The organism is Lacihabitans lacunae (assembly GCF_042649125.1).
GTDB lineage: Bacteria > Bacteroidota > Bacteroidia > Cytophagales > Spirosomataceae > Leadbetterella > Leadbetterella lacunae.
Window position 1 is genome coordinate 796,583 of sequence record NZ_JBHRYQ010000001.1, and the last position, 15,560, is coordinate 812,142.

The 15,560-nt window shown below is 34.5% G+C and carries 11 protein-coding genes; 10 read left to right on the plus strand and 1 reads right to left on the minus strand.

Going from position 1 to position 15,560, the window contains the following annotated elements; all coding sequences use genetic code 11:
- Positions 1 to 522 (minus strand): RNA polymerase sigma factor, encoded by a 522-nt coding sequence (locus ACFOOI_RS03405; RefSeq protein WP_379835072.1) that lies wholly within the window; start codon positions 520 to 522, stop codon positions 1 to 3.
- Between the two features lie 107 nt (positions 523 to 629).
- Here ACFOOI_RS03405 and ACFOOI_RS03410 point away from each other — a divergent pair, with 107 nt between their 5' ends.
- From ACFOOI_RS03410 to ACFOOI_RS03455, 10 genes are all read left to right on the plus strand, one after another.
- A complete protein-coding gene (locus tag ACFOOI_RS03410; protein ID WP_379835074.1) occupies positions 630 to 959 on the plus strand; it encodes a LytTR family transcriptional regulator DNA-binding domain-containing protein in 330 nt (109 codons plus the stop codon).
- 69 nt (positions 960 to 1,028) lie between these two features.
- Complete coding sequence (locus tag ACFOOI_RS03415) at positions 1,029 to 2,402, plus strand: OmpA family protein (RefSeq protein WP_379835077.1); 1,374 nt, start codon at positions 1,029 to 1,031, stop codon at positions 2,400 to 2,402.
- A gap of 12 nt (positions 2,403 to 2,414) precedes the next feature.
- Positions 2,415 to 4,985: a beta strand repeat-containing protein gene (locus ACFOOI_RS03420; RefSeq protein WP_379835079.1), complete on the plus strand. Its 2,571-nt coding sequence runs from the start codon at positions 2,415 to 2,417 to the stop codon at positions 4,983 to 4,985.
- 8 nt (positions 4,986 to 4,993) lie between these two features.
- Entirely contained in the window at positions 4,994 to 5,890 is an 897-nt protein-coding gene (locus ACFOOI_RS03425) for a hypothetical protein (RefSeq protein WP_379835081.1), read from the plus strand.
- 3 nt (positions 5,891 to 5,893) lie between these two features.
- Positions 5,894 to 6,535 carry a hypothetical protein gene (locus ACFOOI_RS03430; protein WP_379835084.1) on the plus strand — a complete coding sequence of 214 codons (642 nt, stop codon included), beginning with the start codon at positions 5,894 to 5,896 and terminating at the stop codon, positions 6,533 to 6,535.
- Positions 6,536 to 6,543: 8 nt separating this feature from the next.
- Complete coding sequence (locus ACFOOI_RS03435) at positions 6,544 to 7,044, plus strand: hypothetical protein (RefSeq protein ID WP_379835086.1); 501 nt, start codon at positions 6,544 to 6,546, stop codon at positions 7,042 to 7,044.
- Between the two features lie 2 nt (positions 7,045 to 7,046).
- Entirely contained in the window at positions 7,047 to 7,895 is an 849-nt protein-coding gene (locus ACFOOI_RS03440) for a hypothetical protein (RefSeq protein WP_379835088.1), read from the plus strand.
- Positions 7,896 to 7,922: 27 nt separating this feature from the next.
- Positions 7,923 to 8,873, plus strand: a complete 951-nt coding sequence (locus ACFOOI_RS03445) for a hypothetical protein (protein ID WP_379835090.1) — start codon at positions 7,923 to 7,925, stop codon at positions 8,871 to 8,873.
- A 14-nt stretch (positions 8,874 to 8,887) separates the two neighbouring features.
- On the plus strand, positions 8,888 to 9,622 hold the full coding sequence (locus tag ACFOOI_RS03450; protein WP_379835093.1) for a hypothetical protein: 735 nt from the start codon (positions 8,888 to 8,890) through the stop codon (positions 9,620 to 9,622).
- Between the two features lie 185 nt (positions 9,623 to 9,807).
- On the plus strand, positions 9,808 to 15,486 hold the full coding sequence (locus tag ACFOOI_RS03455) for a T9SS type A sorting domain-containing protein (RefSeq protein ID WP_379835095.1): 5,679 nt from the start codon (positions 9,808 to 9,810) through the stop codon (positions 15,484 to 15,486).
- Positions 15,487 to 15,560 lie beyond the last annotated feature (74 nt).

Here is a 15,560-nt window from a genome sequence, read left to right on the forward strand (position 1 = left end):
TCATTTTTTTAAAATCAGCTCTTTTAATTGTTTTAAACATCTCGATTTTTGGCTTTTGAGCACATCTTTTGACTGATAGGGAAGTACTTCCAAAATATCATCGAGTTTGAGATTTTCGTAATAAAACATCTTTAAGATTTTATAACATTGCTCTCCAATCTGACTAAGTTTTTTCTCCAATACTTCCAACAAATCTTCAGTTTGGTCGATGGTTTCCCATTCAAAGTTTTCGGGCAGTTTCTCTATATCGATATTGGCCGATTTGTCTTTTTTAAAACGAGCATACACCATGTATTTGCCTATAGAAAAAAGGTAGGTTTTTATCTCCGATTTCAAATCATCTAACTTTCCTTTAGCTGCATTTTCTACCAATGCCACAAAAGCATCTTGATAAATATCGAGGAGTTCGTCTGGGTCGATTTTAAATTTAGCCGCGAAACTTAAAAACGCACTTTTGTTTTCCAAATACAGCTTCTCGATGGTTTTGGGGTCCTTTTGTTTTAATTTCTGTAATTCAGTCACTTTGGATAGTTAGTATTAAAACTGTTTAAAAGTAAACATACAAATAATTTTATTTTTTGAAGGTTTACTTTTTTGATTTTTCAGAACTAATATAAAAACGTATTAAAATGAAATATCAATTTAAGAATGTGAGGGGCTTAAAAAAAGCCAGACCAGAAGACATTATTAAGGTAGAAGCAGACGTAAACTACTCTATTTTTTATCTGAAAAATGGCAAGAACTTTATTCTAGCCAAAACCCTCAAACAGTGCGAAGGCATCTTTGAACCGTTTTCTTTTTATCGTACACATCGCTCGTGTATTGTCAATCTCGACTATTGCCAAAATGTCACGAGTTCGGAAGTAATTCTTAAATACAACTTGCGGGCGAGCATTTCGCGGAGAAGACTTTCGGGTTTATTGAGTTTGTTGGAAAACACCCAAACAGAGTCCAAATAAAAAAATATAAAAATCCAGTTTACTTTTTTTAGATATAGACACTAAGCAGTAATTAAACAATTTTTAAACATGAAAAATCTAATCATACCCATTTTGCTAAGCATTAGCTTAATCGCAAATGCTCAAATAATTAAACCCAAAGAAACTGTTCAGCGTAAAGCCACAGACCGCACTAACAATGCGATAGATAGAAATATAGACAAGGGACTCGATAAAGTAGAGGAGGGAATTGGGAATATTTTTAAGAAAAAAGAAAAACCTGTAAAAGAAGAGAAGCCCAAAACTGCTGAAACTAATAATCCGGCTACTGAACCCGAATCTTCTGGCTGGTCTACAAACGAAGGTGACAATACTCCTAAAAACACAAGCAAAGGCACAAAAGATGAACCTACGAAGGTAAAGTTTTCGGCCAATTCAAAGTTTGACTTTGTGGCAGGAGAAAAAGTCATTGGATTTGATGACTTCTCAGAGACCGCAGTTGGTGATTTTCCTTTAGCCTGGAATACCAACTCAGCAGCCGAAATCATCACGTTTAATGATAGTCCTGAAAAATGGCTTTTTATGTCACAAGACGGCTTTTTTCAGCCAGATTTTGTAAAAGATATGCCAGAAAATTTCACTTTGGAATACGATATTTTTACTCGTTTTCGCAGCAATAATTTACTCAATTACAATTTTTTTATTTATGCTAGTCAGAACCCTAAAAGTGAGTTTACTGAAAAATATATCAGCAATGGTTTTTATTTTAATTGGGGCGGTGGCACTGAATTCGCAGGCTTCCAGGTTTACGAAAATGGCGAAGTTGTAAATAAGAATGAAAGTTTAGTTATCAAAAGTTTGGCTTGTAAAGGCGAAAGTAATGAAGAGCCTAGCAAAGTTCATTTTTCAATTTGGAGACAAAAAAGCAGGTTGCGAATATACGTCAACGAGGTAAAGGTGCTTGATATCCCTAAGGCTTTTGATCCAAATCTTAAATACAATGCCTTTAAGCTAGGTTCAAATTATATGAACTTTTCAGAGCAAGAAAACAAAGACGAGTACATGGTTTCTAATGTACGCTATGCGGTGGGGGCACCTGATACCCGCTCCAAACTCATTACCGAAGGGCGATTCTCTACCACAGGAATCTTGTTTGACGTAAACTCAGACCGCATCAAAGCTAGTTCAGAAGGTACGCTAAAAGAAATAGCCCAAGTGCTAAAAGAGAACCCAACCGTAAAAGTAAAAATCATAGGCCACACAGACGCCGACGGTGCGGATGCCGCAAACCAAACGCTCTCAGAGAAACGTGCCTTAAGTGTAAAGAATACACTCTCTGCTGATTTTGGAATAGCTGCTGAAAGAATGACTACAGAAGGCAAAGGCGAAAGCCAGCCCGTGGATAAAAATGATACGCCACAAGGCAAGGCTAATAACAGGAGAGTGGAATTTTTGAAACTTTAAAAATTAGGAATCATGAAATTAAGATATTTAATCATCTTTTTATTGTTAGGATATAGTTCGTATGCTCAGCAAGCTTTTGAAGTAGATTCAAAAAGTGTAATCATTCCAAGATACGCTAATTTAGCCGCTATAACTACGGCCATTCCTAGTCCTAAACAAAGCATGCTTGTCTTCAATCAAGCTACAGGCAGTAACTGGCAGTATAATGGGTCTGCCTGGGTTAACACGGCTGGTACAGTAAGTTTTCCTATAAATCATTCTGGAAATTCTACTCAACCAACCCGCATCTTAGAGCTAACTCAAGCTGGTACTGGTGGTACTTCTCTTTTCAAAATCAATAATTCCTCAAATTCTGAAAACGCCGTAGCAGGTTTAACAAATGGATCCGGAATAGCATTATATGGTTATAACAATGGCTCTGGGGCAGCTTCAGAGCTTGTGGTAGATAATAGCAATAATTTTCAAGATGCTCTTTCAGTTTATACAAATGGCTTAGGCAATGCAGCTAAATTTCAAATTGATAACATCTATAGTAATCAGAGCTCGGTTGTTGCTTTTACAAAAGGAATGGGTAATGCCGGAACTTTCTCTATTAATAGTTTAGCTAGTAATGCAAATGCCATTAATGCGGAAACTATGGGAACTGGAAATGCAGTTCATGGAGTAGCATTACAAAATGGTGCTGCTGGTTATTTTGAAAGCCTAGATGCTACAGCCACAAAATCAACGCTTGTGGCTTACAATCAAGGTCTTGGAGATACATTCATTGCCCAATCAGCTGGTACCAATGGATCAGCGGGTCGTTTTGAGAATAATCCTTATAATAATGGAAATTTAATTAGAGCAAATAATAGTGGAACAGGAGCAGGTATTTTCATTTCTAATACTTTGCCAACAAACGAGAACCCCCTATTATCGGGTTATCATTCTGGACTAGGTAGTGGACTAGATTTAAATAGTTTAAATACTAATAATCCATCTTCTGTGGTAAAAGCTTTAACCTATGGATTAGGTAAAGTTGCGGAATTTGAAATTGGGAATTTAAATAGCGTAGCTGATGTGATATTAGCTAAAACCAATGGAACGGGTAATGTTGGGAATTTCCAAATAGATAATACTTCTAGTAGTGCTAGGGCTTTAAGGGCTGAAGCTAATGGAACAGGTAATGTAATAGAAGCTATATCTTCTGGAACTGGAGATGCCATTCATGCTTTCAAGTTGGGTTCTACAGGAAATGCTGGGGATTTCGAGATTGCAAATAATTCCAATCCGTCTAGTGCAATTACAGCATTTACTAATGGTACAGGAAATGCAATTTCCGCTGCGTCTAATGGAACTGGAGCTTCAATTTCAGGAGAAAAATACAGTATTAATGGTGGGGCGGGGCAATTTTTTATAAATAATTCCAATAATTCTTCTGATGCATTTTACACCTCTACTATTGGTACAGGGCGTGCAGGTTATTTTGGTATCCTCAATACATCAAATTCATCAGATGCTCTTTTTGTGGAAACTAATGGAACAGGAAATGCTATTGAAGCTAATTCAACAGGAAATGCCCCTACCATACACGCAAGAAAAACAGGAAATTCTGGAAATGCAGGACGTTTCATTATTGAAAACAGTTCTAATAACAATGATGCAATCCTTGCTCGAACAAACGGCACAGGTTCAGCTATATATGCCGAAAGTACGGGTACAGAACGCTACACTGTTGACGCGAGGAAACTAGGTTCATCAGGAGGATCAGGAATTTTTTGGATTCAAAACAATACGAATAGCTCTGATGCTATTGATGTCTATACAAATGGAACTGGAAAAGCCAGCAAGTTTGAAATAAGCAATAGTTCGAGTTCATCGAGTGCAATTTATGGAAAAACTAATGGAACGGGCTCCACCATAGAGGCTGTATCATCGGGAACTTTAGCCTCTACACTTACAGCAAATAAGACTGGCACATCTGGCAGATCAGCAAACTTTTTTATAAATAACCCTGCTAATGACTACAGTGTAATTTATTCTGAAACAATAGGAACAGGTAACACCTTTTTAGCCAATCATAGAGGTAGCAGTGGAAATCTAGCACTTTTTCAAAATAACTACGCCAATGTAGCTCGGATAGATAAAACTGGGAAAGGTTTTTTTAACGGCGGCACACAAAGCTCCGGTGCAGATATAGCTGAAGCTTTTGAAGTAGAAGGTGGTAAGTATTTGTACGAAGAAGGTGATGTACTAGCTATTTCTTTATCCTCAGACCGTAAAGTAGAAAAATCTTCTCAGCCGTATTCTAATCTTGTTGCAGGTGTTTATGCAACCAAACCAGGGGTATTACTTACTGAAGAGCATATTGAAAGCTCACTTGAAAACCACGTGCCTATGGGCGTAGTGGGAGTTATTCCTACAAAAGTTTGTAATGAAGGTGGCATCATAAAGCGTGGAGACTTATTAGTAAGTGCCTCTAAGCCTGGGTATGCAATGAAAGCTGATCTTGATAAAGTGAAGTTAGGTCAATGCATAGGAAAATCATTGGAGAATTTTGAAGGGGTTGATGGGAAAATTAAGGTATTAGTCAATATTCAATAAGTTTAATCATGAGAAAAATATTACTTTCTTTAATCTCTTTTTGTTGCTCTAATTTCATTGTTGCTCAAAGTATAACTTTAGCTCCAGATGTAAGTACTTTTAACCAAGACAATCAAGTCTCTTCTCTTATAATAAATAGTAAAAATTATGAGCCATTTTCTATTAAAAATGATAAGCCCAGTATCTCTTTTCCACTTTTTGCCAATACCAATCAATTTCAAGGTAGCTTAATTGGGCAGGATGAAAACCTATATGTAAATGGTAAAAAAGGCTTGCTGTTTTTTACTAACAACAACCATAGAATGAGTTTATTAGCTGATGGTGTGCTAATTGGTAATGCTGGCTCTGCAAAAGCCTCTCTAGATGTTGATGAAGGAAATGGAACCCTTCGATCAAAAGAACTTGATTTCGCAGAAACAATATCCACCGAACGACGCCCGGTTTACGCCGATAAAGATGGGATCTTAAGAGTGGAAAACTCTTCAAATCACTATATGAGTTACAATTTCACGAGTGTGCAAGCTCAAAATTATGACGACCAAATTATCAGAGGAAGTGGATTTGCTTGGTTTAATACAACTACCAGCCCAAAGACTTTGTATTTGCCTGTAAACCTTCCTGATGGTGTAAAAGTGACTAACGTAAGAATGTATTTATTAGACAATTCGGCATCAAATTTATCTTTTACATTTAATAAAAATACGCATGTTACTAATACATTTACCTCGATAGCCACTGCTCAAAGTTCCACCAATACGGTAAGTATTTTCAGTATTAACAATAACGCCAACGAAACCATTGATAATGCTAACAATTCATATTACGTAAATATCTCCTCTTCGGGTAACTGGACCGGTAACACCCTTCAATTTCACAGCTTAGTAATCACCTACCAATATCAATAAATCATGAAAACTTTATTAATAACAATCCTACTTGCTTATAGCCTAATGTCCTGCCAGTCTGCTAAAGATCAGGCAAACCAAAGTGTCACTTCTGCCCTTGAGGGTGTAATTAAAAGTCAAACTGGCCAAGATATGGACATGGTGGATACTAACAGCTTTATGGATCAAAAGGTTACTGCCAGTTTTATTTACGATGGCAATGAACAATTGATCAATTCCGAAAATTTTTCTGGCTCTATAGTCATCTCTAAAAGTGCCGATGGTTTGAATATTTCCTTCCAATTGGTAAATGAAAGCGGTACCTCATTAATGGGTGTGTTCTCAAATTTTGACGAAGGTTTTAAGTTGCCTTTGGTCGCAAAGTTTACACCGTCTAACGCCCCAAGCCCCGGTTTTGCTACCGGAACCTTGGTTTTAATGAAACTCTCAGAATCTGGTATGCAGGAAGTGCCAATGCCATTTGAAGGCACCATGACTATGCTGAGTTTAAACGATAAAGTGGCGGAGTTTGAAATAAACGCAAAAGGCGGACCGTCACAAAACACCAACAAACCAGAAACTTGGAAATCTATAAATGGAAAAGTAACTATTACAAAACCAGCCATACAAAGTATGGGGATTAAAAAAGAAGAAATTTTTAAATAATAAAAATCATGAAAACAATGAAAAGTTTAATTCAAATAATTGCACTAAGCCTTTTTTTAAGCTCTTGTAGCAAATTGGCGGTGAAGCCTGACGAAGACAATGGAGTATTTGGTGGGGCAGATGCCAAAGTTACAGGCTCAATGAAAGCCAAGCTAGATGGCAAAGACTGGGAAGCTAAAAAACTTGAATTTGGTGGGGCTTTGGCCTTAGTAACTTTAAACGGAAGTATTGATACCGATAACTTTATATCGCTTGAATTTATAGACACTGATTTAAAACTAAATACGAAGTACGGCTTAGGAACCGAAAAAGGAGATAATGAGCTTCAAAATCTGTTAGTAAAAATTAAAGGAGAGATATATTTTGCCACATCAGGAGGCGTGAAGTTTACAAAATACACAAGAGGTAAAACCTTAAGTGGGGAGATAAATGGTAAGTTATATGACTATTTAAATAAAAAGGAAGTTTTGTTAGAAAACTGCACATTTTCAATGACTTATAATAATTAATCATGAAAAATCTTTTCAAATATCTACTAATATGCTTTGTATGTGGTTTTTTCATTTCGTGTGATAAAACAGAGGAAATAGCATTTAAATCAGGGGACTGTTTTATTAAATCTATAAGCTATTTTGAAAATAGTCCAGATACCGAATATGACTTTAATTCGGAAGGAAGACTTCTAGCAGCAAGGCAGTTAGGTGCTTTAGACGGTAGGCTAATCGCCACTAAAAAATATACCTATAAACCCAATGGAAAGGTAGAAACATGCACATATAATGGCATCTTAATAACAACCTATTTTTACGAAAATGAACTTTTGACTAGAACCGAAACTAAAAATAACTCGGGAGCGATTACGGCCACTCAATTAATACAGCAAAATCCAACGAGCAAGTTGATTGAAAAACTCATTAATAAAGACTATCTCGGTGAGATTACCCATAATTTTAGCTATGACGAGGATGGGAATTGCACGAAAATAGAAGGGTTTAATAAAGACGGAAAGCCACTTTACGTTTCTACATATTCAGGATTTGTAAATGGAAAAAATGCTTTTGCTACATTTAAAGGCCTCCCGTTTAGGCCGTTTGAGTTTATTATAGGCGAAATTCCCGTGCTCGGTGCTCCAGTAAACTTTGGTAAGGCAAGTAAATACCAGACAGAATCAAAAATTTTGGAAACAGCCAATCAAGGTATAAATAATCCGAGTGATTTAATAGAACGGTTTAATACTAAATGGGAATATAAATTTAATGGAAATGGTTATCCGACTATATCCACATCCTATGATATTACCGGAGGGAAAGCTCCTTCATTAAATGGCGAACGAAACTACGTGTACAGCAAATGTGATTAATATTTAACCTTAATTTTTTATTCTAAAATGAAAAAGATACTACTACTATTGGGTATTTCTAGCTATTGCTTTGCCCAAAATTCAGAGATGTCGTTTCAAAAAATGCAAACTAGAAAAGTTATCGCAGATTCTGTGATCCGAAATGTAGATTCGGTTTATATATCAAGGTTTAAAAGTCCCGCTGCAAGAATATCGGATCTTAAAACCATTGCTTTAAATGCCAACACGATTTCGGCCACTCAAATTAATGCAACAAACGCCAGACTTAACTTTTTGAATGTTGTGAATTCGGCCCAGTTTTATTCCTTTTCTAGCCCATCAGGTTTTATTGGCGAGCTGAGCTTACAAACAGCCGTAAACGCTAATCCTGTTTTTGGCGATCAAAACGGTAAACTAGGCAAAGAGTCAAATACGCAATACTTGTCTATTCCTGCTGTAGCATTTATTCCTGAAAAAATCTCTCCGTTGTCTGCTCCGCAAAGTAATTTGGCCATAGGTGGAATTCGGAGAATAGTCAACAATGGAGAAGTAGAAGGGCAATCTTTGGCAAATGACCACATGTTTAAGTTGGTGGCACCTTTGATTTTTCCATTAAATAATGCGGATAAAAATATAATTTTTGAAGATGCTAAAATATGTACCTACGACAAAGAAAACCCCCGAGACTTGGTGGCCGTGATATACGAAGTTAACTCAAGTGATGGGCAGTTTCCATTAATTGAGAATCCCAAAATGGTATTTAGAAGTAAAGGGAATAACGCATCTTACAAATGCTTTGACTTAAGTGATGGAGCCGGAAAACCTTTTGAAATAGACGGAGCAAATAATAGTTACTACTTGGCGGTTTATCCGGTTGCAGCCACGGCTACGTCGGAGCAAATCCTAAAAGACCCTGAACTATATATTGCTCCTTGGGTAGCTTCAGACAATCCTTACTTACGACTGGTTCATTTTATTGGAGCGTATAAATATCAATAATAAATAAAAAAATCATGAAAACATTTAAAAACCTAATTGGAACCGCCTTTTTGCTGTTTATTATTTCATGTTCGGGTAAATCTGAGGATACTGAATCATCATCAGAATCTGAGCCACAAGCCAGTAATAATGCTTCTTGCATTTTTTCATACATCGGAAAGTACGACCAACTTTTACCAATAGAAAACATCCAAAAGCACTATAATATTGATTTGGCAAACGCCAGAAAGAAATACCAGATCAGCAAAGATGTCAAAAGTCAGGTAAGGGATACTTATATGTATAGTTGGAAAAGCGACAGAACTAAAACAGTAGAATTTGGAGGAAATAAAATGGTTCTACCTATTAGCAATCAAATAGGCCTAAAGTGGCTAGGAGATGATTTATATAAAATAATGGACAAAGGCAACAGCTTAGCATCATTTAAAGCCTTTTATAAAAATGTATCCAAGACAGAGATGCAAGCGGCATTAAGTCAAGCAGAAAAGCAAGTGTCGAAAGACAAAAATATAGACGAAGCTACAAAAAATACCGCAATGGATATGGCACAAGGAATGGCCAAAGAAGCAAAATTTGTGGAAGTAAATGGAGTTGGCGATGCAGCAGCGTGGGTAGTCTCTGACAATAGTTTGGTGGTTTTGGTCGGAGACAAAACCTTTCAAATATTAGCCGAAATTAGTGCAGACAGCCAAGCCAACAAAAATGTGGCTATAGAACTAGCCAAAGAAGTGCTTAAGAAGTGTGAGTAAGTAATAGGGGGAGTGTTTTTTTTAAATAAGAATATTGAAATTCTTGTTTTTAGGCATTGGTATATATCTTTAGTGAAATTTTTAGAACTAGACATATGCATTCAAAATTCTCCCTATTTTTTACTTTTTTACTACTCTCTTTTTTTTCAAAAGCACAATATTATGAAGCACCAGAAATTGTCTGTTTGAGCTCAACTCGCACAATTCAATTAAAGGCAGGTGGCGGAACCAAGTTTCTTTGGAAAGGCCCCAATGGTTTTTTGTCGAGTGAAAAATCGCCTATAATAACCAACGCAAGCTTATCCAATGCGGGAGAATACCAATTGTTAATAGATGAAAAATACCCCTTTACTTTTAATATTAAAGTATTGCCTGATAGGGGGTTTCAGTTATATTCTAATTATGATTCAAAAAAAGACTTTTACATTTATACTTCATTTTATAGTACGGGTGATTTAATTGAATTTTCAGGTCCCAAAAACTTCTATTCAAATTTAAAAAACCCCAAAATATCCAATGCAGACTCAAGCAATAGTGGCGTTTACAAAGCAAAAGTTACAGATAGCTACGGCTGTGTTTATGAAAGAAGTACCAATGTAGTTATCAATGAAAATTCAATAACCAAAGTGCCATACTATGAGGTAAACACAGACACCAAATCTATAACAAAAAATAAATTATTAAATTGGGATAAAGCTACACTGCCGCAAGATAATCTTAATATTTGCAATAAATCAAGTTTAAGAGTCAGTGTGGATTCTACCCTGAAATATGACAAAAATATTATTTGGTATTTAGACGATAAGGTCATAGATAACCCTTATTTTGGACTAAACATTACAAAAAAAGGCACTTATAAAGCCGAGGTGTCTTTCAATAATCGAGTTTATTATACACCAAATTTCATTATTTCTTTTTTTGAAAGCATTACACCTTTTCTTTATGCACAAAGCGTAAACGTAATAAGAGACACCATATTTTATTGTCAAGACATTAAGCAATTCCCAGTAAAAATTCAAGATTATTCTAATTCAGTAGGTTTTGGTAGAGGCGAACGTTTTGATGTTTTTAAAGACCGCAAAATTCTATTTGAAGATATAACTAATAGTTATTTCTTTATAAAAGAAGAAGGTACCTATTCGGTGGTTGAGCGAATGGAAGGGTGTTTCGGTGTGTCAAGAGAATATGTTGTAAAAAAAACAAAGAAATCACATATTCTTTATGGGTCTTATGAGATTCCAATATCAAATAACATTAAAGCTTGCTCCACCTTATTTCCAAATGGATTTAATATCAGAGCAAGTTTTTCAGGTTCATTAAAATTAAAATTAAATGATAGCCTAGTTGTAAACGGTTTGGATTATGTTGAGTATAATATAAAAAAATCAGGTGCATACACGTTTGAAAGCGATTATTTGGGTTGTAATACAATAGATACCATTAATGTGGATTTTAGTAAATATCAAAGTTTAGGAATCTCTGAAAGCCCCTATAGTGCAGGATGTGATGTTAACAATAGCTCAATGTATACATATCCACCTAATAGTAGTTTAACTGGTAAGTTTACCTGGTATAATGCAAATCAACCTCAATTGGAAATTTACAGTAATAAATCCAACTATTTTACTCCCCAAACACCGGGTTCATATATTGTCAAGCTTCAAACAGAGAGCTGCTCAGGAGAGTCTCCTCCAAAAAAAACTCAATATCCACAAAACGTAACTTTTAAGATTAACCTGCCCAATAAAAAAGAAATATGTGAAGGCCTCGGTCAGTTAATGCTGGTAGAAGGTTGTATCCCAAAAAGTACAATAATGAATTGGTATAGAAATGGTGAGTATATAGAATCCAATGAGGCTTGTGCTTTTACTGCCACAAGGGAGGGTATTTATACCGCCAGAAGAAATTTCTGTACTGTGTCAACCAATTCGGTAGAAATTACTTTATCCAAACCAAATAAATTAGAAGTATTGGAAGACTGTTCTTTACCAAATAGTACGAGTATATATGTACAAAACGATGGATATTCTGCCATAAAATGGCAGTTAAATAATTTAGAATTAAACGCTGCAAATAATTCTTTTAAAATACCCAATCCGGAGGCTGGTATATATTCCGCTACAGTCTCAAAAGGTAGCTGTACGTGGAAAGTTACTGCTAAAGAAATTGGAATTAATAAAATCAACTCACGTTTTATTTGTAGAAATGAAACTGCGAATTTTGATGTTTTGTCCTCAAGTCAAAATACTAAGTGGTATTTTAATGAAAAGCTCATTGCAAGTGGAAATAAGCTTAGTATTGAAAAGTTTTCAAACTCAAATAACGGCAACTATACTGTAAAACTTAACTCTATTGCAGGATGTTTTTATGAGAAAAAATTTCAGTTACAAATTAGAGACAAGTCTGACTTTTCAATTGCGAAAGAGCTTAATATATGTAAAAATGAGAATCTGAATAATTATTTCACAAATGCTCTTTTAACCGATTCCACAGAAATAACACAATCGTATTTTGAAATAAAACTTGCCGCATATGACATAAATGGGTATTCTTCCATATCTGATCCTTTTTTAGTGCAATTTCCTGGAAACTATACCATTACCAACTACGGCTATCTCTATAGGTCAGACTTTCCAACCTTGCTTAGAGACCAACAATGCTCAAGTGAGATTAAAACTACAAAAATAACACTTATAGAAAATTGCGGTAAAATTACCATTCCAGATATTTCAAAAATGGTGTATTGCAAAGGTGAAAATTTTGAATTCCCTTTTTATGTATCAGGTACAAATCAATCCTCTACGGTTTATACACTTCAATTGTTTCAGCCTGTTTCATTAGCAGTTAATGCTATTCAGCCATTTTATACAGTAAATGCCAAAAACGGTATGTTTGTCATTCCAAAAGAGATAATCAGTAAAATAGGTGACTACTTTGATTTGAAAATAGTTTCTGACAATAAAAGTATAGCTACGTATTTTAAAAACAATATTAACGCGACTTTATTTAAGAAAAAAATAGATTCTAGGGTAGAGGAATCCGGAAATCAGAAAGCATTCAGTATAAATCAAACTTATGCTAATATCATTACTGATTCTATTTATTTCTATAAAAATGGAAAGTTAGCATTATCGACTACCAAGTTATCTAATTGGTTTTACGAGGTCGGGGAATATGAAGTTTTCGCAAATTTTAAATACGCTGAAAATTCAGACTTTTTACCAAAAATGAATTGTTTGGAAAAAATTAGCACATTTTCTATTTCAGAAAATCCAAAATATACGGTAAAATTAACCGCTTCTGATTACTATTTTTGTAGGCAGGGTTATGAAATTTTAATTTTGGCAGGCTCTTTTGAACAATCCAATACACAAATAAAGTGGTTCAAAGATGGTGTTCTTATAAATACGGAAATATTTGAAGCAAGTTTAAAAATAGATCAAGAAGGAATTTATCATGCCCAATTAATCATACAAAATGATACTATTTCAACCGAAAAATACACATTCAAAAAAAATAACAGAAGTTTAGGAATTGATTTTACCATAAACGGTCAAACATTTTCAATGGATCCGAATACTACTAATTTTAACCTTTGTAGTGCCAGTTCAAATTATTTGTCTTTCATAAATACGTATTACAAAAACTTTGATTTTAATATCGATTCTTTGAATTTGGTTACCTATAAAGACAGAAAGTTTAAAAGCAGTGAACGTGTCAGTCCCCAAGATAAAGTTTTAATAGAAAATTCGGGAGAGTATCAATTCCAACTTCAAAGCAATTATTGCAATGTTTCATCGCCCAAAGTATCCATTAGCATTTCTGAAACCATAACTGACCCAAACCAAACTGAGATTAGTATTTGTAAGAATTTTACCTATTATAAATATTTCGATGCAGAAAAACTAATTGGTAAATCCTCTGATATTTCTGTGAGTTCTCTTCAGGTTTTAAAAGACAACTCGGTGTATAAAACCGTAAATGAAAGTTTGTCATATTTTACCGAAAGGCTATCTGAGCCAGGCGTATATGTTCTAAAATCTGATCTTAAGTTTAAAAATGGAAAAAGCTGTACATTCTTTACCGACAAGCTAAAACTAAATTTTTCAGATACTATTTCTATCCCAAACTTAGCTCCAAGCTATCAAACATGCTCTTCGCCTTTTGTTTTAAACCAATTTTCAGAAATATTTAAATATTCTTTTGATCAATATATAAGTCGATCTTTTGGTTATTTCTTTGAAAAAAATGGTGCACCAGTTCCAATCCCTAATATCAACGAAACCTACTCAATAAATGAGCCAGGGAAATATAAAATTTCACTTAAAACCAAAGAGGGCTGCAAGATTACTTCTAACGAATTTGAGGTATCTTTTGAACACATTAAGGCCACTTTAGCTCCAATAAATGCAGCAAGAAGCTGTAAAAGTTTGTACGCAGTAACTCTAGATAACAAAAAATACTTATATGAAGTATTTAAAGTTGGGGTTTTTAAGGAAAATAAGCTACTTTTTGAAACTACCCTTAATACACCATTTGAGCTGGTAAATGACGGCTCGTACTACGCAATAGTTAGTAGCCAAACATGTTCGGATAGCACAAACTGTATCAAAATAGATAATTCCAATAAAATTGGCATTTCAGTGCCCGAAGTGGCGGATATTTGTAATGGTCAGCCTTTTACTGTTTCTTTAGTAAACGCCTCCAATTCGATAAATTCATATATTTACAACAACAAAGAATATCCTTTGAAATCGGATAAGTTTACCATCGATAAAGCGGGTAATTATAGCTTAATATCTAAAACCGAAAACTGTTTGGTTTCTTCTCCATACCTTCAGGTCGATGATATTAAACTCTCCAATAAATTAGTAAATCAGATTGACTCTATTAAATGTGGTAATCATAGTATTTTGTTTGTTGGGGATGAAAATAGAATGCCTTATACTATGAATTTGTTTTTAAACGAGAAGTTTGTAGCAAGTACAACAAAAAACAACCTTTTATATGGAGCAGATAGTAATGATGAAGGAATCTATCAAGTCATATTTGAAAAAAAGACATGTAAAGTAGCATCAGAAAAGATAAATGTTAGGAATAAATTTAATTCAAACATTACAGCTCAAGGTATAGGTTTTTGCACTGGGAAATCAACCGAGCTTTCCGTAGTGAGTGTTCCAGGTTTAACCTATGAATGGTATTACAAAGAAACATCAAATGAAAATTTCGAATTTGATAAAATAGAAAATTCAAGTAAACTAGCGGTAAATAAAACAGGATACTATAAGGCTAGGTTAATTGGACAGGGTTGTGATGTGTTTTCTAATACCATTTACATGGAAGAAATCCCTGTGTTATTAGGCTTTATGTCAGGAGATACAATTATTAATTATGGAGAAAATGCTAATCTATACTTTGTGTTCACCTCTGTGCCCCCTTTTAACGTAGAGCTAAGTAATGGACTTAGTTTTATTTCTGAAAGTGATTCTTTAAAATATTCATTTTCACCTTTAAAATCAGAAGATATTTTTTTCAAGAAAATAAGTAATAAATGCGGTGAGGGAGAATTTGATGGTTCTGCTAAAATTAAAGTCTTGGTTTTGGGCAAAGAAACAACTTCAAATATAAAAGTATTTCCAAATCCAACAACCAGTTATTTGACAATTGGAGGTTTAGACTCTGAAACATCAGTTTCATACAAAGCCACTTTGTTTGATGTAAACGGGGGTGTTTTAAAGACAATAAAATTGCCAAGTGCTGAGAGTGAACCCAAAATTAATGTTTCTGATTTAAAAATGGGAATTTATTTCTTAAAAATTGAAAACTCAGAAAGCTATTCTACTTTTAAAATTATCAAACATTAAAAACACACTTCCAAAATACTTTAGTTTTTTTTGAACCTTTTGATTCATAAAGTGTTATGTAATTATATGTATAT

Excerpts from the sequence above, each read along its gene's own strand:
- ACFOOI_RS03410 (WP_379835074.1), top strand. The coding sequence starts at position 630 with ATGAAATATCAATTTAAGAATGTGAGGGGCTTAAAAAAAGCCAGACCA.
- ACFOOI_RS03415 (WP_379835077.1), top strand. The coding sequence starts at position 1,029 with ATGAAAAATCTAATCATACCCATTTTGCTAAGCATTAGCTTAATCGCA.
- ACFOOI_RS03420 (WP_379835079.1), top strand. The coding sequence starts at position 2,415 with ATGAAATTAAGATATTTAATCATCTTTTTATTGTTAGGATATAGTTCG.
- ACFOOI_RS03425 (WP_379835081.1), top strand. The coding sequence starts at position 4,994 with ATGAGAAAAATATTACTTTCTTTAATCTCTTTTTGTTGCTCTAATTTC.
- ACFOOI_RS03430 (WP_379835084.1), top strand. The coding sequence starts at position 5,894 with ATGAAAACTTTATTAATAACAATCCTACTTGCTTATAGCCTAATGTCC.
- ACFOOI_RS03435 (WP_379835086.1), top strand. The coding sequence starts at position 6,544 with ATGAAAACAATGAAAAGTTTAATTCAAATAATTGCACTAAGCCTTTTT.
- ACFOOI_RS03440 (WP_379835088.1), top strand. The coding sequence starts at position 7,047 with ATGAAAAATCTTTTCAAATATCTACTAATATGCTTTGTATGTGGTTTT.
- ACFOOI_RS03445 (WP_379835090.1), top strand. The coding sequence starts at position 7,923 with ATGAAAAAGATACTACTACTATTGGGTATTTCTAGCTATTGCTTTGCC.
- ACFOOI_RS03450 (WP_379835093.1), top strand. The coding sequence starts at position 8,888 with ATGAAAACATTTAAAAACCTAATTGGAACCGCCTTTTTGCTGTTTATT.